The 22,848-nt window shown below is 43.0% G+C and carries 19 protein-coding genes, 1 other RNA gene and 1 pseudogene; 15 read left to right on the top strand and 6 right to left on the bottom strand.

Features of this window, described 5'->3' with window-relative positions; all coding sequences use genetic code 11:
- Positions 1 to 10 precede the first annotated feature (10 nt).
- The 7 genes from AACU32_RS26295 (at position 11) to fabG (ending at position 7,449) form a co-directional block, all read left to right on the top strand.
- Entirely contained in the window at positions 11 to 814 is an 804-nt protein-coding gene (locus tag AACU32_RS26295; protein ID WP_096604117.1) for a DUF928 domain-containing protein, read from the top strand.
- Between the two features lie 330 nt (positions 815 to 1,144).
- Complete coding sequence (locus AACU32_RS26300; RefSeq protein ID WP_339378288.1) at positions 1,145 to 1,375, top strand: hypothetical protein; 231 nt, start codon at positions 1,145 to 1,147, stop codon at positions 1,373 to 1,375.
- Between the two features lie 376 nt (positions 1,376 to 1,751).
- Complete coding sequence (locus AACU32_RS26305; RefSeq protein ID WP_096604119.1) at positions 1,752 to 1,991, top strand: hypothetical protein; 240 nt, start codon at positions 1,752 to 1,754, stop codon at positions 1,989 to 1,991.
- 183 nt (positions 1,992 to 2,174) lie between these two features.
- A complete protein-coding gene (locus tag AACU32_RS26310; RefSeq protein WP_096604120.1) occupies positions 2,175 to 4,286 on the top strand; it encodes an O-linked N-acetylglucosamine transferase, SPINDLY family protein in 2,112 nt (703 codons plus the stop codon).
- Positions 4,287 to 4,442: 156 nt separating this feature from the next.
- Positions 4,443 to 4,742 carry a hypothetical protein gene (locus AACU32_RS26315; protein ID WP_096604121.1) on the top strand — a complete coding sequence of 100 codons (300 nt, stop codon included), beginning with the start codon at positions 4,443 to 4,445 and terminating at the stop codon, positions 4,740 to 4,742.
- A gap of 406 nt (positions 4,743 to 5,148) precedes the next feature.
- The gene (locus tag AACU32_RS26320) at positions 5,149 to 6,438 is read left to right on the top strand and encodes a glucose-1-phosphate adenylyltransferase (protein ID WP_096604122.1); all 1,290 of its coding nucleotides are present in this window, start codon (positions 5,149 to 5,151) and stop codon (positions 6,436 to 6,438) included.
- A 243-nt stretch (positions 6,439 to 6,681) separates the two neighbouring features.
- Positions 6,682 to 7,449 (top strand): 3-oxoacyl-[acyl-carrier-protein] reductase, encoded by a 768-nt coding sequence (gene fabG / locus AACU32_RS26325; RefSeq protein ID WP_096604123.1) that lies wholly within the window; start codon positions 6,682 to 6,684, stop codon positions 7,447 to 7,449.
- Between the two features lie 213 nt (positions 7,450 to 7,662).
- On the opposite strand, the gene AACU32_RS26330 is transcribed toward fabG, so the two are convergent.
- Both AACU32_RS26330 and AACU32_RS26335 read right to left on the bottom strand, forming a co-directional pair.
- On the bottom strand, positions 7,663 to 8,760 hold the full coding sequence (locus AACU32_RS26330; RefSeq protein ID WP_096604124.1) for a M4 family metallopeptidase: 1,098 nt from the start codon (positions 8,758 to 8,760) through the stop codon (positions 7,663 to 7,665).
- A 245-nt stretch (positions 8,761 to 9,005) separates the two neighbouring features.
- Positions 9,006 to 10,097 (bottom strand): MraY family glycosyltransferase, encoded by a 1,092-nt coding sequence (locus tag AACU32_RS26335; protein WP_096604125.1) that lies wholly within the window; start codon positions 10,095 to 10,097, stop codon positions 9,006 to 9,008.
- Positions 10,098 to 10,280: 183 nt separating this feature from the next.
- On the opposite strand from AACU32_RS26335, the gene groL reads away from it, so the two are divergent.
- The 6 genes from groL to AACU32_RS26365 all read left to right on the top strand — a co-directional run bounded on the left by groL (position 10,281) and on the right by AACU32_RS26365 (position 16,801).
- Positions 10,281 to 11,951, top strand: a complete 1,671-nt coding sequence (groL, locus tag AACU32_RS26340) for a chaperonin GroEL (RefSeq protein WP_096604126.1) — start codon at positions 10,281 to 10,283, stop codon at positions 11,949 to 11,951.
- A 313-nt stretch (positions 11,952 to 12,264) separates the two neighbouring features.
- Positions 12,265 to 13,407 (top strand): magnesium/cobalt transporter CorA, encoded by a 1,143-nt coding sequence (gene corA, locus AACU32_RS26345; RefSeq protein ID WP_096604127.1) that lies wholly within the window; start codon positions 12,265 to 12,267, stop codon positions 13,405 to 13,407.
- 62 nt (positions 13,408 to 13,469) lie between these two features.
- Positions 13,470 to 14,180: a hypothetical protein gene (locus AACU32_RS26350; RefSeq protein WP_096604128.1), complete on the top strand. Its 711-nt coding sequence runs from the start codon at positions 13,470 to 13,472 to the stop codon at positions 14,178 to 14,180.
- Between the two features lie 48 nt (positions 14,181 to 14,228).
- An RNA gene (gene rnpB / locus AACU32_RS26355) (RNase P RNA component class A) lies at positions 14,229 to 14,685 on the top strand.
- Positions 14,686 to 14,818: 133 nt separating this feature from the next.
- On the top strand, positions 14,819 to 15,538 hold the full coding sequence (rnc, locus tag AACU32_RS26360; protein WP_096604129.1) for a ribonuclease III: 720 nt from the start codon (positions 14,819 to 14,821) through the stop codon (positions 15,536 to 15,538).
- Between the two features lie 162 nt (positions 15,539 to 15,700).
- A complete protein-coding gene (locus tag AACU32_RS26365) occupies positions 15,701 to 16,801 on the top strand; it encodes a Gfo/Idh/MocA family protein (RefSeq protein WP_339378289.1) in 1,101 nt (366 codons plus the stop codon).
- 173 nt (positions 16,802 to 16,974) lie between these two features.
- On the opposite strand, the gene AACU32_RS26370 is transcribed toward AACU32_RS26365, so the two are convergent.
- From AACU32_RS26370 to AACU32_RS26380, 3 genes are all read right to left on the bottom strand, one after another.
- Positions 16,975 to 17,217 carry a hypothetical protein gene (locus AACU32_RS26370; protein ID WP_096604130.1) on the bottom strand — a complete coding sequence of 81 codons (243 nt, stop codon included), beginning with the start codon at positions 17,215 to 17,217 and terminating at the stop codon, positions 16,975 to 16,977.
- Between the two features lie 264 nt (positions 17,218 to 17,481).
- Positions 17,482 to 18,027, bottom strand: a complete 546-nt coding sequence (locus AACU32_RS26375) for a phosphate-starvation-inducible PsiE family protein (protein ID WP_096604131.1) — start codon at positions 18,025 to 18,027, stop codon at positions 17,482 to 17,484.
- A 92-nt stretch (positions 18,028 to 18,119) separates the two neighbouring features.
- Positions 18,120 to 19,052, bottom strand: coding sequence for a tetratricopeptide repeat protein (locus tag AACU32_RS26380; RefSeq protein ID WP_096604132.1), 933 nt, complete (start codon positions 19,050 to 19,052; stop codon positions 18,120 to 18,122).
- Positions 19,053 to 19,388: 336 nt separating this feature from the next.
- On the opposite strand from AACU32_RS26380, the gene AACU32_RS26385 reads away from it, so the two are divergent.
- Together AACU32_RS26385 and AACU32_RS26390 are read left to right on the top strand one after the other, a co-directional pair.
- Positions 19,389 to 21,443, top strand: coding sequence for an elongation factor G (locus tag AACU32_RS26385; RefSeq protein WP_096608184.1), 2,055 nt, complete (start codon positions 19,389 to 19,391; stop codon positions 21,441 to 21,443).
- Positions 21,444 to 21,756: 313 nt separating this feature from the next.
- Positions 21,757 to 22,398 (top strand): Uma2 family endonuclease, encoded by a 642-nt coding sequence (locus tag AACU32_RS26390; RefSeq protein WP_096604133.1) that lies wholly within the window; start codon positions 21,757 to 21,759, stop codon positions 22,396 to 22,398.
- Positions 22,399 to 22,624: 226 nt separating this feature from the next.
- Here the strand turns inward: AACU32_RS26390 and AACU32_RS26395 are convergent.
- A pseudogene (locus tag AACU32_RS26395) lies at positions 22,625 to 22,843 on the bottom strand (DUF433 domain-containing protein); the annotation flags it as partial.
- Between the last annotated feature and the right edge of the window lie 5 nt (positions 22,844 to 22,848).

The raw sequence follows: 22,848 nt of genomic DNA on the forward strand, positions 1-22,848 counted from the left end.
GGTAAATTTTATGAAATCAATTTCAAAATCGGTAAAGCTATCTATAGTACTAGCTGTGGGATGCACAACTGTGCTGGCTAGTCAAATATCGAGCTGGAAAGATTCAGTAAATGCACAGCCTAGCAGTATAGCGACTTCCAACACAACCATACAATACATTCCACCGCCACCGCCACCAGACCCGCCTCCTGGAGGACGGGTTTTAGGAGGAGCCAAGCGGGGTACTTGTCCAGCAGTTAAACCTGAACTCACAGCCCTAGCACCCTTTACTCAGAAAACTCCCACAGAAATGGATGTTTGGGGATTGACGACAGCGGCTCACCCCACTTTCTGGTTTTATGTACCATTAGCAAAAAATTCGGCATTCCCTGCTGAGTTTGTCCTGCAAGATGAAGCCGAAAACCATATTTACGAAACGGCGATCGCTCTGGCAGATCAACCAGGAGTCATCGGCGTTGCTTTACCTAAAACCGTTGCCCCATTAGCGCAGGGTAAACGCTACCGCTGGTTTTTCAACATCTGGTGCGATCGCGAAAAACAATCGCCCCCAATTTATGTGGAAGGAGTGATCCAGCGAGTTAATTTAACAGATGCGATCGCCCAGCAGCTAGAAACTGCTAAACCTCAACAACAGTCTGCCATTTATGCCCAAAATGGCATTTGGTACGAGACACTCACAACATTAGCAAAACTGCGTCTAAAAAATCCTGAAGATAGCAAGCTTCAGGGAGAATGGCGTAATTTAATTACCAGCATCGGTTTGCCTGATGTAGCCACAGAACCGATTGTTTCACAGCCAGCAACGTTTGACTAGCGGGGCTAGGGGCTAGGGATGAGGGGGATGTGGTACCCTGCGGGTTCTGCTTCTCTACGAGACGCTGCGCGAACGCAGTACGACTTCGCGGTAATCGAGCGGAGTCGAGATTCACCAACCGGGGGATGAGGGGGCAGGGGAGAAATAACTATTGCCTAATGCCCAATGCCCCATGCCCCATGCCCCATGCCCCATTGGCAATAAATTTAGATCTGCATCTAAATAGTAAAGTTTTGTAAGATTTAAGATTTTCTTTAGATTTTTAATTTAATATTTTCTTTAGATTCTTCACAACACTGTGTTGGATTCACAAGAGTTGGAGTGGTGGTCATGAACGTATGCCTGGTAAACTCAAAAATATTGCGTCAACTTTGGTCTGTGGTTGAGCAAACTCAGACAAGTGCTCTTGTTGGACTCAGCGATTCAGATTTAGTCAACCAGTTGCTGAGACAGCTTGATAGCAAACAAGCACTTAGCAGTGAAGAAATGAATTCTGTAAACAGTTACTTATTCTCCAGAACACAGCTAATACGCGATTTAGCTTTTGCACGTTCTGCATAGGAGATATATAGATTTTTATCATCGGTATCGAACTCCCATCATATTATTTGGACTTCTCCTTCTCGCCTCAGCTCAAATCGCTGGGGATTTTTGTTGCTGATGAGATAGTTAATGACTACTCATGCGATCGCCCAATTCCTCTCATCCTAAAAATAAGATCCTGTAGGGGTTTCCCTGCCCTAATTACCAACCACCGTTTATCAGAGCGATCGCCGCCTCTATATGAACATAAAATGACCCATAGGTATTTATTTATCCCAGTCTTCAGTCACTAATACTTCTAAATACACAAGTTGAGACAGCTGACAATCTCTCGGAAGATGTGTAAAGTAGTTGAGGATTATTTACTAACTGCAATTATTCAACACATCCTGATATGGAGAGAAAAACTAAACGCCTGTTGCTACTCGTTGTTTTCTGTAGTCTGGCAGGTGTAATCTTAGGAGGAACTACTAGCTGGGCAGAAAGCAATATGTGCTTAGAAGCCAAAACAGTCACCAGTGATTGCTTGACCCAAGACCCCATACAAAAAACTATACAAGGAATGAGTACTGGCTTGGTAGCCGGCGCAGGAGCAGCTTGCGGTGTAGCTTGGCAGTTACGTCAACAAGATTAAACAATTGCCCAAAATCAAAACCGGGGGTTTTCAATTTTTTGGTGTTCTGGCGATCGCTTTTCAAAAAAGGCAACCGCCTGCGAGATGTCGGCTTCTTCAACAACGCGAATTTTCACAAATCATATCGGGTTGCTATAGTAGTGGCTGTCTGCAAGACAACTGGCTATTAGTCATGGCAACCCTATGTTAATTAATGAATTAAGAGATATTAATTTTATTATTTTTCCTGACTGGTCTCATCTGGAAACAGCGATCGCAGAAGACTTGATAAATGTTCTAAGAACTCTGTTCACACATCCAGCTAGACAAGATATCACACTGCTAATCGACAGCCAAAGTTTAGGGGATGAACTCCAAGATAATGCTAACTCATTGCTGTTTGAGACAGTTCTGCAACTTAGCTTAGAGGAAACTGTCTCTGAAGACCTAAATGTCGGGCTTACGGGTCAGTTAACCACAAATGAATGGTCTATTATTAAATCATTAATTAACTTTCGCATCCCCATTAACAACGAAAATAGCTACCTCATCCAGCAGCTAGAAATTGCACACATCCCTACATGTAATTTGTCAGAAATTTTTCAGCCAAATGTTTATGAAGCTGCGCGGATAGAATCTTGGCAGAGATGGGGTGACTATTTCGCAGCTAGTGAATTCCCCGAAAACGCTATTCCATATTACAGCAAGTATTTATCTAGTTGTCCGCACCAGATTGACTATTATCTAAAACTTAGTGAGGTTTTTTCTAAAACTGGTCAGATACAATCAGCTACTCAAACATTACAAAACGGTATTAACAATTGTCCGCAAGCAGAAGAGCTTTATTTTTGGTTAATTCTTCACCTCAAGCACAGCCAAAATTATCTGGAAGCTCGGAAATTCGCTCAACAGGTTACGGAGAAGTTTCCTGATAATTACATATTTAAGATGTTAAGCCATCTGATGCTACCACGAATTTATCATACTCCTGAGGAGATTGATACTTACCGAGGATGGTTTGAGGATGGGCTAGAAAAACTCATTCAAGACATTACTCTCAATAGCCCCGATGACCATAAAAAAGCCTTCATCGGCATCAGCCATCATACAAACTTTTTTCTAGCTTATCAGGGAAAGAATGATGTATTACTACAGCAGCAATATGGACAGCTTGTCCACAAAATTATGGCGGCAAATTATCCACAGTGGATTCAGGCGCGTCCGATTTCTGCTAGTAGCAATAATCAGCGAATTAAAATTGGCTATCTTTCCTATTTTTTATGTAGTTGGAGCGGAACAATTTTATTTTTAAACTGGCTGAAATATGCAGACCAGGAAAAATTTTCAATTTATTCATACCACATAGGAAATGAAATTGATGCTGCTACTGAATTATTTCAGTCATATAGTCAAAATTTCTATCATTTGCCGAATAATTTAGAACAAGTTTGTCAACAAGTTATTGATGACCAAATTGATGTGTTAATTTTTCCCGAAATCGGAATGGATGCCACAACACTTTGTATTGCTGGACTCCGTTTAGCACCGATTCAATGTATGGCTTGGGGACAACCGGTGACTTCTGGATTACCCACCATTGACTATTTTTTATCCAGCGAATTGATGGAACCGGTGAATGGACAAGATCACTACACCGAAAAGCTTGTGCGTTTGCCTGGTGTGGGAATTTCCTATCCTCCTATTAAAGTCAACCCAGTTCGCCGCCACCGATTATTTTTTGGATTACGAGAAGATGCTATTGTCTATATCTCTAGTCAAGCTGCTTATAAATATCTACCGCAACACGATTACATTTATGCAGAAATTGCCCGTCAAGTTCCCAATGCTCAGTTTATGTTTCTCCGTTCTGGGATTCCGCAAGAACGTCTTAAACACGCATTCGCAACTGTAGGATTAGACAGTCAAAAATATTGTGTATTTTCTCCGGTTTTACCCCGTGAAGATTACTTTGACTTACTTTCTTTAGCAGACATATATTTAGATACATTAGATTGGGCAGGTGGGAACACAACCCTGGATGCGATCGCCTGTAACTTACCAATTGTCACTTGTCCGGGTGAGTTTATGCGCGGGCGTCACTCCTATGGTTTCTTGCAAGCCATCGGTGTCACACAGACAATTGCCGATGATGCTTTGCAATATATTCAGATTGCTGTGCGATTAGGGCTAGATATTGATTGGCGATACTCAGTTCGTCAAGCGCTCAAACTTTCCAGCAACGTTCTGTTTGACAATCCTACTGCTACACAACATTTAGAAACATTTTTCCAGCAGGCGATCGCTCTGAAAAAATGAATCCACTTAAATGCATTAAGCGCAGCAAATATGTAATTAGACGTAGTAACCTGTAGATTACGTCTGTACGAAGATAGTTAAGGAAAACCGATAAATTTGATAGCCTGGTGATAGGGTGGTTAAGAATCACCCGCCACACTTTCCAAGGATTTGCTTATGAATTATCAGAAACTAGACGCAGCCCTGGCAACAGCACTCAATGAAGTCCAAAACCCAGAAACACCAAGTTTGACAGTGTTTATCCATACTGAACCTGTTTTAGACTCAACTGCTATTGCTGTGCTGGAAAATTTAGGTGTCAGTGGTGTGACTCCGGGAAAAGATATTTTTACAGCAACTCTTTCTGCAAATGCTATTGTCCAGCTATCTGAGCAACCTTGGGTGCAACATCTGAAGTTATCACAAAAATTGCATTTAGTTAATTCCCGGTTAAATTTTCGGAAATTGAGTGTTTAATGTTTTTGGCGATCGCACTTGTTCACTCACCTAAATTTTAAATTTTTAGCCTAAAACTTGTGCAGAGAATTTGAGAATTATTCTTAATAATCTCAGTAAAGGTTATGTATTCTTTATAGCTATAAAAACAGCATTTTGTCCTAAGTGCGAAGTTCGATTTTCTGAAAATAAACTGAGTTTTTAGATTTAGCTGCTTACTTATAAGTGAAATTTCTGGAGTGATCGCTTAAATTAGTTACGTGCTGAATCATACACAAATCTTAATGCTGTATTTATTGGCAGCGACATTGATTACCGACAGCATTCTGTAAAATTCACGCTTCAGAATCTGCGATCCCCCCTTATCAGCTGCCACATACAGTCATAAACTGAAGGTGAGAGTTGAAAGGCAGTCGGGAGACAATTTGTGAAAAAAGTTTTAGCAATCATACTCGGTGGTGGTGCAGGTACTCGCCTTTACCCGTTAACTAAACTACGTGCAAAACCAGCCGTACCAGTTGCAGGGAAGTACCGCTTAATCGATATCCCTGTCAGCAACTGCATAAATTCCGAAATATTTAAAATCTACGTCCTGACACAATTCAACTCAGCGTCCCTGAATCGTCACATTGCTCGTGCCTACAATTTTAGTGGCTTCAGCGAAGGCTTTGTCGAAGTATTGGCAGCACAGCAAACCCCGGAAAACCCCAACTGGTTCCAAGGCACAGCCGATGCCGTGCGTCAGTATATCTGGCTGTTAGAGGAATGGGATGCAGAAGAATACTTGATTCTCTCAGGCGATCATCTCTATCGGATGGATTACCGCGAATTTGTCCAACGCCATAGAGAAACAGGCGCGGATATTACTCTGTCTGTGATCCCCATCGACGACCGCCGCGCCTCCGATTTTGGTTTGATGAAAATCGATCAATCCGGTAGGGTAATAGACTTTAGTGAAAAACCCAAAGGCGAAGCTTTAGCAAAAATGCGCGTCGATACCACCATTCTGGGATTGAGCAAAGAACAAGCCCAATTCCAACCCTACATCGCTTCGATGGGGATTTATGTCTTTAAAAAAGATGTTTTGGTCAAGTTATTGCGAGAATCTGTAGAAAGTACAGATTTTGGTAAAGAGATCATTCCTGATGCTGCTAAAGATTACAACGTTCAAGCCTACTTGTTTGATGGTTACTGGGAAGATATCGGAACCATAGAGGCATTTTATAATGCCAACTTAGCCTTGACTGAGCAACCCCAACCGCCTTTTAGCTTCTATGATGAAGAAGCGCCAATTTACACCCGCGCTCGTTACTTGCCTCCCACGAAGATGTTAGACTGTCAAATCACCCAATCACTGATTGGTGAAGGTTGTATGCTCAAAAATTGCCGCATCGCTCACTCAGTATTGGGCGTGCGATCGCGAGTTGAATCTGGTAGCATCATCGAAGATAGCCTAATTATGGGTGCTGATTTTTACCAGCCATCTGTCGAACGCCAATGTGACTTGTTCAGCGATGAGGTTTCTGTAGGCATTTGTGCAGATACAATAATTCGCCGTGCCATTGTTGATAAAAACGCCCGCATCGGTAGAAATGTCAAAATTATCAATAAAGACAATGTACAAGAAGCCGATCGCGAAAGTCAGGGCTTTTATATCCGTAGTGGAATTGTGGTTGTGTTAAAAAATGCTGTCATTCCTGATGGCACAATAATTTAAAAGTCCATAGTCAAGAGTCCATAGTCAAGAGTCCATAGTCAAGAGTCCATAGTCAAGAGTCAAGAGTCTAGAGTCTAGAATTTCTTGATCAATGACCAATGACCAATGACCAATGACCATTGACTATTGACCAATGACCAATGACCATTGACAACCTCAACTAAAAATCCCTAACACGCAGCTTTAGTTTTGAAGGTACAAATCGCCCTAAGATTATTAGCGCGGTGATTCAAAAAATATTTCATGGAACTTTTGAGTGAGAATTTACAAAAATTGCGGGGACAAGTTGCAATTATTACAGGCGCTTCACGAGGAATTGGCAGAGCGATCGCACTGGAATTAGCTAGCTATGGAGCTAATGTAGTGATCAATTATGCTAGTTCTAGTGCTGCGGCTGATAGCTTAGTGGCGGAAATTACAGCCGCAGGTGGTCAGGCGTTGGCACTACAATCTGATGTTTCTAAAAGCGATCAAGTTGATTTACTATTCAACACCGTCATTGACAAGTTTAAGCGCATCGATATTCTCGTGAATAATGCAGGTATTACTCGCGACACATTACTTTTGCGGATGAAGCCAGAAGATTGGCAAGCAGTCATTGACCTAAATCTTACTGGTGTTTTTCTATGCACGCGCTCTGCTAGTAAAGTCATGCTCAAGCAACGTTCTGGGCGGATTATCAATATTGCCTCGGTTGCTGGACAAATGGGTAACCCAGGTCAGGCTAACTACAGCGCCGCTAAAGCAGGTGTTATCGGCTTTACCAAAACTGTAGCCAAGGAACTGGCTTCTCGCGGGATCACTGTTAACGCTGTCGCCCCTGGTTTCATCAGCACCGACATGACAAGTAATCTCAGCAACACCGAAGAAATTCTCAAATACATCCCCCTCGGTCGCTACGGTCAACCAGAAGAAATTGCTGGTATGGTGCGCTTCCTCGCCGCCGATCCTGCTGCCGCTTATATCACAGGACAAGTGTTTAACGTCGATGGCGGTATGGTAATGGCTTAGTACAAAGAAAGGCAGGGGGCAGAAGGGGCAGGGGAGTTGATGGGACAAGGAGGAGCCACTGCGTTGGACGGGTTTCCCGGCTTGTAGACGCAAAGCGGCTTCCCGCAGGGTAGCAAGTGGCGTGACAAGGGAGACAAGGAAGATAGGAGAGACAAAGAGACGCGGGGAAATAATAAATGCCCAATGCCCAATGCCCAATGCCCAATGCCCAACTTAGAATCCAAACAGTGCTGGTTCTACGCCCACTTGTTTCCAAGCATGACGAACGGCGTTTTGTTCTTTACTTCCTTGACCATATAATTCTCCTGCAACGGAGATGGTATGGTGTGCTGCCTTAGCAAAATTTGACCGAGAACGCAGTCGATCTCTTAAGGTGACATACCAGATTTTGCCGGCTTTTTCCCAAGCGTAACCGCCGATTTCTATTGCTGCTAGGTAAAAAGCATGGTTGGGAATACCTGAATTGATATGCACACCACCGTTATCTTCAATTCCTCTGAATAAATTCTTTACATGGGCTGGTTGGGGGTCTTTACCCAACACAGAATCATCGTATGCAGTTCCTGGTGCTTTCATGGAGCGAATCCCCACACCTTTGACCCCAGGTGCAAATAAACCTGAACCAATGATCCAGTCGGCTTGGTCTGCTGTGTGATTGAGGACGCGTTGTTTGACTAAGGAACCGAAGACATCAGACATAGACTCATTCAGCGCCCCTGGTTCATTCTGATAGACCAAACCAGCTTCGTACTGAGTAACACCGTGGGTTAATTCATGTCCAATTACATCAATTGACTTGGTGAAGCGAGTAAAAATTTGTCCATCACCATCACCGTAAACCATTTGATTACCGTCCCAAAAGGCGTTGTCATAATTCTGACTGTAGTGAACGGTAGAGTCTAAACGTAAACCGCGATCATCAACAGAATTTCGCTGATATACTTCCTTGTAAAAATCAAAAGTAGCACCAGCCGCATCGTAGGCTTCATTGACTGCTGGGTCTTTGCTGGGAGGATCGCCTTCACCACGTACTAATTTACCTGGAAGCTCTGTACCTTGACTAGCATCATAAATCGTCCGGCGCTTTTCTCCAGTTGATTTCATTGTTGGTATCAGGCTCAAAACATCACGCTGTCCGCGAATCCTTGCGGAACGGGTTAAACTCTGAAAAGCCCATTCACTCTGTTGGGTATTTCCACGTTTGGCGATTTCTTTGAGCATGTGCGGCGGGACAAGACAACAGATAGGACAAATCTGATTAACTGGATGACAACCTTTTGACTTTGCCGTTCTGCGATTCTGACGATACATAGCTTCTATCCTTAAATTATCTAAGTGGCGATCGCCTGATGAAAATTGTGAAAAGCGATCGCCACTTTAATTGCTCCAAGCACATTAGCCAAAATTTACAAATTTCGTCATAAAAAGTTACTCGCTGCGCGTGTCATTGGTCATTTGTCAACAGTCTGTAGGGGCGGGTTTATTTAGATCATTGTTGCTCGGTGAGGATATCTGTGAACCCGCCCGTACAACAGTTAACAGTCCCACCTGCCTCCTCAGGAAATACATTCTACCTTTCGTAGTCTCCCCAAAATGGTAAAGCCGATCAGCAAGATGACGCTCATGGTGGTAGCTACCATCTGTAACAAAGTCAAATGTTGCATTCTCATCGCCAACAAATTACAAACCAAAGTAATTGACCAAAGAGTATATGCAGCACGACGTTGGGAGAATCCCCAAGCTAGCAGGCGATGGTGCAGGTGGTCTTTACCAGGAGTACTCATGGGGTTTTTTCCCGCCATCAGTCGGCGCACAATTACTTGCGTAGTATCCAACACTGGTAAAAGCAAAAATAAAACCGTAGGTATCAGGGAAAATACTGTATTTACTTGGAGCTTACCTAAAATACTAGTTGCCGCTAGCACATAGCCAAAAAAGTAGGCCCCGGAATCACCCATAATGATGCGTGAGGGGTGGAAGTTATGGCGCAAGAAGCCTAGGGCCGCACCTCCCAGTGCAGCCAGTACTAGGGTGGCTGCGGCGCGATATGAAATTTGGGCAGAAACCGCCAACAAACTCATGGCAGTAATAAAACTTACCCCTCCGGCCAAACCGTCCATACCGTCCATTAAGTTAATGGCATTGGTAATTCCTACTACCCAAAATACTGTGAGTGAGATGGAAAGAAACGAGTCTATTGGTGTGCCAAAAGCGATTTCAATTTTAATACCATTCGCATACAGCAACAGTGCTGTGAGAATCTGAGTAAACATGCGCACGGAAGGAGGTAAGCCAAATTGGTCATCAATAAAGCCAACCAGAACTAATATCGTTCCTCCCAAGAGAATAGTCAGTACTTGAGCTAATACACCTTGCAGTTCGATTGGTCGTAAGAGAGTAGCTAATACCAGTGCAGCAATCACGCCTGTATAAATAGCCAGCCCCCCTGCATTCGGCAAAGGTTCTCGGTTGAGTCGTCTGGCGTTTGGTTGGTCAGCCCAACCTACCCGCAAGGCAAATTTGCGTACTGTGGGCATTAACCGCCATGTTACTAGCCAAGCCAAGAGAAACGTAAATACTACAGCCAACCAGCCGGTGCCGCTAGGGTCAGCAATACCTAAAGATTTAAGGGAGTTTTCTAAATTCATCTTAATGGTCAAGGGTCATTGGTCAAGGGTCATTGGTCAAGGGTCATTGGTCAAGGGTCATTGGATTCTGGACTATTTGGTTTCATTTTTTTATCTGTATTTATCATTTGAGTAGTTTAAGGTGTTAGCACTCTGGCGCTGTGAGTGCTAAATTGTCTAATGGAAGCGCTGGAGAAATGAAACATGGCGAAGATTATTGCATTTGATGAAGAATCACGGCGGGCCCTAGAACGGGGTGTTAATGCTCTTGCTGATGCTGTAAAAATCACCCTAGGGCCAAAAGGCCGTAATGTTCTTTTAGAAAAAAAATATGGTGCACCTCAAATTGTCAACGATGGTATCACTGTTGCTAAAGAAATTGAATTAGAAGATCCTTTGGAAAATACAGGTGCGAGGCTGATCCAAGAAGTTGCATCTAAAACAAAAGATGTTGCGGGTGATGGTACTACCACAGCCACGGTTTTAGCACAGGCTTTAATCCGGGAAGGTTTAAAGAACGTTGCAGCGGGTAGCAATCCAATAAGCTTAAAACGGGGAATTGACAAGACTGTTGAGGCGCTGGTAGAAGAAATTGCCAAGATAGCCAAGCCAGTAGAAGGAAGTGCGATCGCTCAAGTTGCTACGGTTTCAGCCGGCAATGATGAAGAAGTTGGCAGTATGATTGCCGAAGCAATGGATAAAGTCACTAAAGACGGCGTAATTACCGTTGAAGAATCTAAGTCCCTGACAACTGAACTAGAAGTGGTAGAAGGGATGCAGATTGACCGGGGTTATATTTCCCCCTACTTTATCACTAACAACGAGCGGCAGACGGTAGAATTTGAAAATGCCCGCATCCTGATTACCGATAAGAAAATCAGCAGCATCCAGGATTTAGTTCCTGTACTGGAAAAGGTTGCCCGTTTAGGTCAATCTTTGCTAGTAATTGCAGAAGACGTAGAAGGAGATGCTTTGGCGACTTTGGTCGTGAATAAAGCACGGGGTGTCCTTTCCGTAGCAGCAATCAAAGCACCCGGATTTGGCGATCGCCGTAAAGCTTTACTGCAAGATATTGCCATTCTCACCGATGGACAGATGATTTCCGAAGAAATCGGCTTAAGCTTGGATACTGCTTCTCTGGAAGCTTTAGGAACCGCCCGCAAAATTACTATCGACAAAGAAAACACCACAATTGTAGCTGGCAGTACTACCAAGCCAGAAGTGCAAAAGCGAATTGCACAAATTCGCAAGCAGTTGGAAGAAACAGATTCCGATTACGATCAAGAAAAACTGCAAGAACGCATCGCCAAGTTAGCTGGTGGTGTCGCAGTGATTAAAGTGGGTGCAGCCACAGAAACCGAACTCAAAGACCGCAAACTACGCATTGAAGATGCTTTGAACGCTACCAAAGCAGCCGTAGAAGAAGGTATTGTTGCTGGTGGTGGTACAACCTTGATTCACCTGTCCACCAAGGTAGAATCAATTAAAAATAGCCTAAAAGATGAAGAAGAAAAACTAGGAGCTGATATCATCGGCCGTGCTTTAGAAGCTCCCCTGCGTCAAATAGCAGACAACGCTGGTGCTGAAGGTTCTGTGATTGTCTCCAGAGTCCGGGAAAGTGACTTCAATGTCGGCTACAATGCCGCTACTGGAGCATTTGAAGACTTAATTGCTGCTGGTATTATCGACCCTGCCAAAGTTGTGCGTTCTGCTTTGCAAAATGCTGCTTCTATCGCTGGTTTAGTCTTAACCACTGAAGCCCTGGTTGTCGAAAAGCCTGAGAAGAAAGCCCCCGCTGCTCCAGCTGATGGCGGTATGGGCGGTATGGGTGGTATGGGCGGTATGGGCGGTATGGGCGGTATGGGTATGTTCTAATATCTGCTGACCCATATTTTCCCCATATAAAGATTTATTAAGCAGTTTGTCTAAACCAAGACAAACTGTTTTTTATATCACTTCTGACCGAGAGGTGAGGAAATGATATCATATCGGCTTGAATAGGTAACCAATGTTGGATGTTAGATTAATTTTGTAAAGTGGGCAATGCCTAAATATTTGGTTGTGGTGAGCAATGATTGATAATGGTGAGTATTTGGCGATCGCCAATCCGCAAAAATCTGGTGTTGAGACTTATTGGATATGAACAAATGACTAATGACTAATGACTAATTATTCAAGGTAAAACCACATGGGCATCAAAATACCCCGTCATCGTAAAGTTATCAAGCCTTCATTGATCAAAGAATTTTATCAACAACCAGGAAATATACCTGGAACTTTAATTATTGATGAAAATGCGGAATATCCGGAAATAATTTTGATTGATTACAACCAACAAGACTACAATCGTCGAAAAATAGAAGTTCCAGAAGAATGCGTTCCTTATCTAGATACAACATCTGTAACTTGGGTAGATGTGCAGGGTTTAGGAAATCAAGACATATTGCAAAGAGTCGGTAAAATTTTTGATTTACATCCTCTAGTTTTAGAAGATATAGTCAATGTGCCAGAACGTCCGAAAACAGAAGACTATGAAGACCAATTATTAATAATTGCTCGGATGGTAGTGCCGAAGGAGAATGCATTTGGTTTTCATAGCGAACAAGTGAGCTTTATATTGGGTAAAAATTATTTGCTCACTGTCCAGGAAGAACCAGAGCATGATTGCTTTGAAGCAGTGCGATCGCGAATTGAAAAATCTAAGGGAATTATTCGGAAATCAAAAGCAGATTATTTAACTTATGCCCTCTTAGATGCAATTATTGATGGCTTTTTTCCTGTGTTAGAACGTTACGGGGAGCAAATTGAAGATTTAGAAGAAGAAGTCATAATTAAGCCGACTCAGAAAACACTACAAAAAATTTATAAAATTAAGCGAGAATTACTACAACTGCGTCGCGCCATCTGGCCGCAGCGGGATGTGATGAGTTCTTTAATGCGAGATAGCGGTGAAATGATAAGTGACGAAGTACGAATATATCTTAGAGATTGTTATGACCATGCGGTGCAAGTAATTGATATGGTAGAAACTTATCGCGAACTGACATCAGGATTGATGGATGTTTATCTGTCAGCAGTGAGTAACAAAATGAATGAAATTATGAAGTTGCTAACGGTGGTTTCGTCAATTTTTATTCCCTTAACTTTTGTAGCGGGAATTTACGGAATGAACTTCAATACTGAAAAATCACCATATAATATGCCTGAACTCAATTGGTACTGGGGATACCCAATGTGCTGGGCAATAATGCTGGCGATCGCAGGTGGATTATTATTCTTTTTCTGGCGGCGGGGCTGGCTAGAAAAGTCTGTAACGATCAAGCAAGATTAAATATAGGGTATGAATATGGAGCAAATATACAAACTTAGTCCAGGGAGTCTATATTTTAAATTATGAGAGGGAACGGCGACCAAAATCTCATTGTTTTGACGCTTTATATCATCGGCGTCACTTACATCTTTAATCTGATGATTGAATCGATTGACGACAAAATTAAATTTGAACATCAAAAAAACGTAGTTGACGATCAACTCAAAGAGCAAAATCTTCAAGACCAAGTAGGGATTTCTTTTAAACTCAGCGCTTCTTACTCATTTGACGAATTGAAAGAATTGTCAGTTAGCATTGAAAATAAATCTGACAATCTCGCCATCTACGTTGATTGGGATAATAGCTCGATAGTCGTCGAACATAGCAAGCAATCACGCCGAGTCATCCGGAAATCACCAGACTTAACCCGTGACTTGGCTGTACCGCAAAGTCCTAGTCTGATCGCTCCCAAGAAAACCCTTTCAGCAGTAGTCACAGCAGAAGATGTTTTCGCGCGTGATGCAGCCACAGGCACTTACTCAGCAAAACAACCCCTAGTCAATATCACTGCTTTGCAAAAAAGTCCTGTCAAAGCGCAAAGAAAATTGTACAACGACTTTGTTAATAGAACAAAGCAGTTAGAATTTTCGCTACAGTTAGTGCTGCGCTTATCTGAAGTACGTGTCGGTTTAGCCCCAGGTGTGAATGTCCCACCAATGTGTATAGTCAATTGTCCTTTCACCATCAGGAAATTGCCTTGGACATACGCCCTACCTTGGAACAAAAAGAAGTAATTCAAATCAGACACACAACGCCATCCAAGATTACACTGGATCTAGGGAGAGAGTAGAGGCAGGCGGTTGCAGATCGGTCACAAACATCGGTTTGAGGAAAGTCCGGGCTCCCCAAAGACCAAACTTGCTGGATAACGTCCAGTGCGAGCGATCGTGAGGATAGTGCCACAGAAAGATACCGCCAATTAGTCATTAGTCAATAGTCATTATGTCATTTGTAAAAACACAAAGGACAAAGGACAAAGGACAAATGACCAAATTGGTAAGGGTGCAAAGGTGCGGTAAGAGCGCACCAGCAACGTCGAGAGGCGTTGGCTCGGTAAACCCCGGTTGGGAGCAAGGCGAAAGGAACTATGGTTGGTCTTTTACCAGTTCCGCAAAAACAGAGCCGCTAGAGGCGTTTGGTAACAAACGTCCCAGATAGATAACCGCCCTCATTGTAGGGAAGTTAAAATAACATCTCTACATTAGGGAACAGAACCCGGCTTATGATCTGCTCTCTTCCTTTTTTGTTAATGGGCATGGGGCATTGGGCATTGGGCATTGGGCATGGGGCATTGATCTCCCTCATCTCCCTCATCTCCCTCATCTTCCTTGTCCCCCCTGCCCCCTTGCCCCCCTGCCCCCCTTGTGATTGAATGTCTCTTGCTTATCCACGCCGTCAGCGCCAGCTGGAAAATTTAGTTAAAAAATTAGGTCTACCCAAGGAAGCACCCATACAATGGCAACTGCTTGACTTAGCGCTGACTCATCCTACTGTCTCTGAGTCAGCAAATTATGAGCAACTGGAGTTTGTGGGCGATGCTGTGGTGCGGCTAGTAGCGGCTGTAGTGTTGTGGGAACATTATCCAGATTGTCCAGTGGGGGATTTTGCCGCAATTCGTTCGGTATTGGTGAGCGATCGCATTCTCGCTCAATTAGCCAGAGAATATGGTTTAGAACTGTATTTATTAGTCGCTGGCAGTGCTACTGCTGATAAAGTTGGTCAAGAATCTCGGCTAGCAGACGCTTTTGAAGCGGTTCTGGGTGCGTTGTATCTTAGCACTCACAACCTCGAGCTGATCCGTCCTTGGCTAGATCCTCACTTCAAACAACTAGCAGCAGAAATTCGTCTCGATCCAGCTAGACTCAACTACAAAGCCGCCCTGCAAGAATGGACTCAGGCACAATTTAAAGTTTTACCAGAGTATCGCGTTGTCGAAGTTACTCAACCCCACCGCAATCAAGAGCGTTTTGTTGCTGAAGTTTGGTTACACGGTAAACAGTTAGGTCAAGGTAAGGGACGCTCTATTAAAGCTGCTGAACAAGCGGCTGCCAAAGTAGCTTTTTTATCTATCAGTAATCAGGAACAACCCTGAACTCAATAGACTCTTAATGCGCAGATAATTCAGTTATTAGTCAAAAGTCAAAAGTCCATAGTCCATAGTCCATAGTCCAGAATTTCTTGACCATTGACCAGGGACGCAGAAGGCGGACAAATGACAAATGACCAATGACCAATGACCAATGACTAATAACTAATGAATAACCAAATTACAATTGCTGTCCTCGGCGTTGGGCGTTGGGGCGTACATTTGCTACGGAATTTTTTAGAACATCCACATGTACGTATTTCTGCGGTTGTAGACCCCAATCCAGAACGTTTGGCAGCGGTAAAACGGCAATTTAATTTAAATGATAATGTATTATTAACAACAGAGTGGCAGGCTGTAAAGCAAGTACCAGATTTAATGGCAGTGGCGATCGCAACTCCAGCTACCACTCATTATCACCTGATTAAGGATGCTCTTAACCAGGGATACCATGTTTTGGCAGAAAAGCCTTTAACTCTAGACTCAGTAGAATGTCGTGAACTTTGCGAGTTAGCAGAGCAAAAACATTTAATACTCATGGTGGATCATACCTATTTATTTCACCCAGCCGTTGAGCAAGGACAAGCTGTGATTCAGGCGGGTAAGTTAGGTAATTTACGCTACGGTTATGCTACCCGCACCCATTTAGGGCCTATCCGACAAGATGTTGATGCATTGTGGGACTTAGCAATTCACGATATCGCTATTTTTAACACTTGGCTAGGTCAGCTACCAGTGAAAGTGCAAGCAACGGGTACTGTGTGGCTACAAACAGGGGACAAGGGGGACAAGGGGCGTAATTACTATTGTTCTTCATCTCCCTCACCCCTCAACTCCGGACTAGCTGACTTAGTTTGGGTGACGCTTACATATGCAGATGGCTTTCAAGCATATATTCATCTATGTTGGCTGAATACCGATAAACAAAGGCGATTGGTGGTTGTAGGTGAGCGTGGTAGCTTGATTTTTGATGAAATGTTGCACCCATCGCCTTTAACTTTACTAAGTGGTGAGATTGAATATCAGGATAAACAATTTCTGCCGATGAATCAAAGCCAAAAGGTATTGGAACTAGAAACAGGCGAACCTTTAGCGCGAGTGTGCGATCGCTTTATTTCTTGTATTCTCAAAAATACTCCCCCAATTGTGTCATCTGGTTGGGTTGGTATGGAGTTAGTGCAAATTCTCACTGCCCTTACAGTATCTCTCAAAAATGGTGGGGAGGCTATTTATTTAACAGGCAATCGGGAATATAGCAATCGTATTTGATTTGCGACAATCACTATTGTTAAGATCCCCGACTTCTTAAAGAAAAAGGGGATCTTGTTTATTGGTAAACAATAGCGCAAGCTTTGGATTTAACTGTGGAGCAAGTACAGCAAGCAGCAGGCAATCAGTCTAGCTAATAGTACCCGCTGCTTGCTATATCTTAATCGCTAGCCTTACATTTTACCGTGCTGCAATACTTGTTGAAGATGGTGGCGGATTTCTTGTGCTTGCTCAATATCAGCCTGCCGCAATTTTTGGAATAATTCTACACAGGGCTGGGAATTAGCTTCCTGTGCATCTTTGATGTAAGCATCGTAGGCTTTAACTGCTTCTGCTTTATTGTGCAGCACGGTGACAAAATCGTACTCTAGGTTGCTAATGGGTTGTTGAGACTGTCCGTTACCTGTAGTAACCATAAATTTTCCCTCTTTTAGGTTCCTAATTAATTTCTACTCACCGTAAAAGAGGGCTTCATCTTCCCAAAAGGGTAGAAAAAATTACTCAGGTGAGATTAAGGGGGAAAGAGGGGACTGTTGACTGTTGACTGTTGACTGCGGTCACTGAAGCTCACTCGAAGTGTTGACGGTTGACGGTTGACGGTTGAGTGTTGACTGTTGTAAGAGTGTCTTCTTGACAAATGACAAATGACAAATGACAAATGACAAATGACAAATGACTATTTATGACAAAGGTGGATTTTCATCACAGCGGCGCGAGTATTGAAATTCTAGGTTTTGCTTTTCCCTAGTTCCTGAATAAGCAATTGGGCAAAATTTAGTATTAGCACTGATGCAATCCATGTGTGGTGTTTTTGCACACACTATTAATAACCCGCCCAAGATGAATAATAAGCCACACATTGCTGCTGTCTGCATTGAAGAAATTTCTAACGCACCATGAACAACTACTTCTCTCAAGACCGATACAATCGTGACTTCGACTGCTACGCCAACAGCAATACTATGCTCTTGTAAGTAAATCATCAGCAGCCGAAATAATTCTACCAAAATCAATACAAAGAGTATTTTTGCTGTGACTACTTTGTAATCTGATGCTTTTGTAACGGCAATAAATATGCCCCACAATTGGAGCAACATGACTGCAAATAAACCTAAACACAAGACTATAACAATTAAGTCTTGAAAAGCCTCCATGTTACGAACGATCGCCTGACGATCAAACCAGCGATCGCAAAATAAAAACCGACTTTTGACGCGCTTTTGCATTGTACAATACCGTTGCAATTGGGATAGGTTTAGACCACACCAGCTAGTCCACCCAATAACCCTATTCTTGCGCAATATTCAGGATTCGCGCCTCAGCGAGGTTGATAATTTAAATTCTGTGCTTGTTGTAACAATTGCTGGGCATTTCTCGCCCATTGGGGATTATTTTGTTGATTGTATAAATCTCTCGCATATTGAAATACTTGCGCCGCTTCTGGATACTTTTTTAATTGCATAAAAACTAACCCAGCACCATAATAAGCGTTGGCATAATTGGAGTTAGATGCGGCTGATTTTCTAAAGGCTTCTAAGGCTTCTGGTAATTTACCTTGTTGAAACCAAATTGAACCAAGATTATAGTGAACTTCTGGATATTTGGGGTTAATTTGTAGCGCTTTGCGAAAAGCTTCTTTTGCTGGCTCGATTTTGCCTTGTTGCAGATAAACTAATCCTAAATGGTAAGCTGGTTCTGGTGCGTGCTGGCTATATTGCATTGCTTTTTTAAAAGATGCGATCGCTCTTTCCCAATCTCGTTGCTGTTCTCTGAGCAATCCTAAGTTATAGTGAGCAAATCCGAGTTTACCATCGAGTTCTATTGCCCGTTGCAAGTAATCATTCGCTAACTGTAAATTATTACCTTCTAATAATGAGCCGCCTAAATTAGCAAAAGCCGGCGCAAAGTTGGGATCGGCCTGGGTTGCTTGATAAAATGCATCTGCCGCAGGTTGTAATTCTCCGGCTTGGCGCAATGCTAGCCCTAAATTATAGTGGGCAGGGGCTAATTTTGGATCTAGCTGGGTGGCTTTTCTAAATAAAGCGATCGCATCTTGCACTCTGCCGGCTTGAATTGCTTGTAAGCCTTGATTTAATGCGTCTAAGGCTGGCTGGTTACTAGATTGTGCTAGTAAATCGCCTCTTGAGAGTGAGAAACTGGGAGCGGCACAGAAAATGCTTCCACACAGCAAAATCAAACTTAAAAGTACAGCTTGGCGCAAATTATGTAACCATTTAAAATAGCAAAACATTTTATATATTAACTTTTCTTTCTTTTCCCGAAACTACTGACTAGAACTTCTGCGTGAGTTCATTTTATCTTTCCGCCTTCAGTTAATTTTTCTTCACAAATTTTTGTGTGAAAATCTAGAGATTTTACAAAACTTAAAAAAATGGCATTAAAGTTTGAGTTAATTAACTTTTCTTTAGCTAAATCTTACAACAGGCTACAATTTTTCGTTGCAGTCATTAAAGGGAGGATAATAACTGGTTAAAGAGGAGATGATTCTCCTTTATAGAGAACCATTTTCTATCCTTGAATACACAGGATAATGCGGTTAGTGGTGACTTACCGCAAGGGAGGTTTTATGAACGAAAAAGTAAAATCGGGTTCGCGGAACGTTGCAATTGTCGGCCCTTATTTAAGTGGGAAAACAACTTTACTAGAAAGTCTGTTGTTTGTCACAGGGGCGATTTCCCGGAAAGGCAGTGTAAAGGATGGTAACACCGTAGGAGATAGTGCGAATGAAGCGCGCGATCGCCATATGAGTGTGGAGGTAAGCGCTGCTAGCACCGAGTATAACGACTTGCGCTTTAATTTTATTGACTGTCCCGGCAGTGTAGAATTTGCCCAAGAAACGTATAGTGCCTTAATGGGAGTCGATGCGGCAATTGTAGTTTGCGAACCCATCCGCGATCGCGTCCTCACCCTTGCTCCTCTGTTTAAATTCCTCGACGATTGGCAAATTCCCCACATCGTCTTTGTGAATAAAATGGACAGGGCAAATATTCATGTTCTGGAAACATTACACGCCCTCAAAGCCGTTTCCAGCCGTCCCCTAGTCGCCCATCAATATCCCATCATGCAAGGGGAACAGCTCACAGGCTTTATTGATATGGTGAGTGAACAAGCATATCAATATCATGCAGGCGCACCAGCTGACCTGATTCCCTTCCCCGAAAATTTAAAAGAAGAAGAACATACAGCACGAGCAGAAATGCTCGAAGCTTTAGCAAATTTTGATGACCACTTATTGGAAGAACTTTTAGAAGATATTGAACCACCCCAAGAAGAAATACTCAAAGATTTAAAAATGGAATTAGGGGCAGATTTAGTAGTCCCCGTATTCTTTGGTGTGGCGGAACAAGATTATGGTGTGAGACCTTTATTAGAAGCTTTGGTACGGGAAGCACCTGAACCGGAAACTACAGCAGAACGTCGTTTAAGCAAAGCAGGCAATACCCCCATTGCCCAAGTATTAAAAACTTACTACACTCCCCAAGGTGGCAAACTCTCCCTAGTCCGTGTTTGGCAAGGTAAATTAACAGATGGCATAGTTCTCAACGGTGTGCGTGCTGGTGGTATTTATCGGTTGATGGGACAGCAACAGCAATCAGTGAATGAAGTATTGGCGGGGGAAATAGTCGCTATCAGCCGTTTAGAAGGCATCAAAACCGGCGATATCCTTTCCACAGAACCCCAGCCGAAAGTAGAATTACCTCAAGCCGAACAGTTGGAACCAGTGTATGCCCTGGCGATTACTCCCGAAAAGCGCAACGATGAAGTAAAACTTAGCAGTGCGATCGCTAAACTGTTGGAAGAAGATCCTTCTTTAGCTTGGGAACAACACGGCGACACCCACGAAGTTATTCTTTGGGGACAAGGTGAAATTCATCTGCAAGTCGCTTTAGATAGGCTGCGGCGGAAATATAACCTCCCCATGACAACCCATCTCCCGCAGGTTCCTTACAAAGAAACCATCCGTAAACCTGTAGCCTCAGTTCATGGACGCTACAAACACCAAAGCGGTGGACATGGGCAATTTGGTGATGTTTTCCTCGATATCCAGCCCCTACCCCGTGGTGAAGGCTTTAACTTCCGGGAAACCATTGTTGGCGGTGTAGTTCCTAAACAGTATATTCCTGGCGTAGAAATGGGCGTACGGGAATTTTTGGCACATGGGCCTTTAGGCTTCCCAATTGTCGATGTGGCGGTAACTTTAACCAATGGTTCCTACCACAACGTTGATAGTTCCGAACAAGCCTTTAAACAAGCTGCTAGGTTGGCGATGCAAACGGGTATGCCCCAAGCCCAACCCACCCTCCTCGAACCGATACTGAAAGTACAAGTAACCACACCCAGCGAATTTACCTCCAAAGCCCTGCAACTTCTCAGTGGTAGACGGGGGCAAATTTTGGGCTATGAAGGTAGAAATGATTGGCAAGGTTGGGATAATATTTCAGCTTACCTACCCCAAGCCGAGATGCAAGACTTTATTGTCGAGCTGCGATCGCTCACTCTTGGTGTTGGTTCTTTCCACTGGGAATACGATCATCTGCAAGAAGTACCAGAAAAACTTGCTGAACGTGTAATTGCTGGTAATGGCAATGGCCATAGTAACGGTAACGGTAACGGCAAATAATCTTGTTGGGTTTTTGAATTAATCTAAAATTAACGCCCTGCGCTTCATTGTGCAGGGCAATTTGTTTACAATATGGCGCTTTTCGTTTGGATGCAGTACGCTTTTACCCCACCCCCAACCCCTCCCCGCAAGCGAGGAGGGGGCTATGATATACGTCATGTGATTAGGAAACGCTATAGTCTTTCTCAATTGGATGCAGTACGCTTTTACCCTTCCCCTAACCCCTCCCTGCTTGCGGGGAGGGGAGCGTTTGCGTCAGCAAATGCGGGGTGGGGTTCCGAACGAACTTCAACCTTAAATTTAGTGATTAGAGATGGTAACACTTCAATTACGACAATTAAGTGTTCCGCCGGGACACAGAGTAATGCTTCACAATATTAGTTGGCAAGAATTTGAAGCAATTTTAGAAGAACTTGGCGACCATCGAGCAGCACGATTAGCTTACAGCCAGGGAACTTTGGAGATGAGAATGCCATTACCAAAGCATGAGGTAGCTAAAGTTATTATTGGGGATTTAGTCAAAATTTTGCTGGAAGAATTAGAGATTGACTGTGAATCCTTTGGCTCAACTACATTTAAACGTGAAGACATGGCTTCTGGCGTAGAGCCAGATGATTCTTTTTACATTCAAAATCATGCTCAGATGATTGGTAAAGAGCGCATTGACCTAACAGTTGATCCACCACCCGATTTAGTAATTGAAGTTGATGTTACTTCTAAAACTCAACTGGAGGCTTACGAAGCGTTAAGAGTCCCTGAACTTTGGTTATATGAAGATGGCAAGTTACAAATTAATCTTCTTCAGGATGGTAAATATATTCGGTCTGAAATTAGTCCTACTTTTCCCAACTTGCCTATTGTGGAAACAATTCTGCATTTTGTTGAACAAAGTAGAACTGTAGGGAGAAGTTCAGCATTGAGAGCATTTAGAAAATGGGTGAGAGAGCAAATATAATATTGCTTTTAATTGAAGATGCGCTATATTTCCAGCAGAAAAAATACAGTCTATTTCTGGTAAATAAGGTACAGGGGTAGGGGCACGGCAGTGCCGTGCCCTTACAATTATATGTACTTCACTTCTATAATTTTTATTATTTTGACATTGGATAATCATCATACAGCCCGTCATCTTCTAGTGCATAGCCGTTCAGAAAAGCATCATGGGTACGGGTGTATTTTGTATTAGCAATGATAGCTGCTTCAATTTCTTCAGGATAAGCATCTGCATATATCCAAGCATTAACTAAATCTGCTGCGCTGAGATGGGGATAATCTTGCAAAAGTTGAACTTCAGTAATTCCCAGACGGCGTGCTTCAACTAATAGCCAAACCGCAATCCGAGTTCCTGCAATACAAGCTTCTCCACCACAAACATTTGGCGTTTTAGTGATACCTTTTGCTCTAA

It is taken from the genome of Calothrix sp. NIES-2100 (assembly GCF_963875285.1).
Classification (GTDB): domain Bacteria; phylum Cyanobacteriota; class Cyanobacteriia; order Cyanobacteriales; family Nostocaceae; genus Aulosira.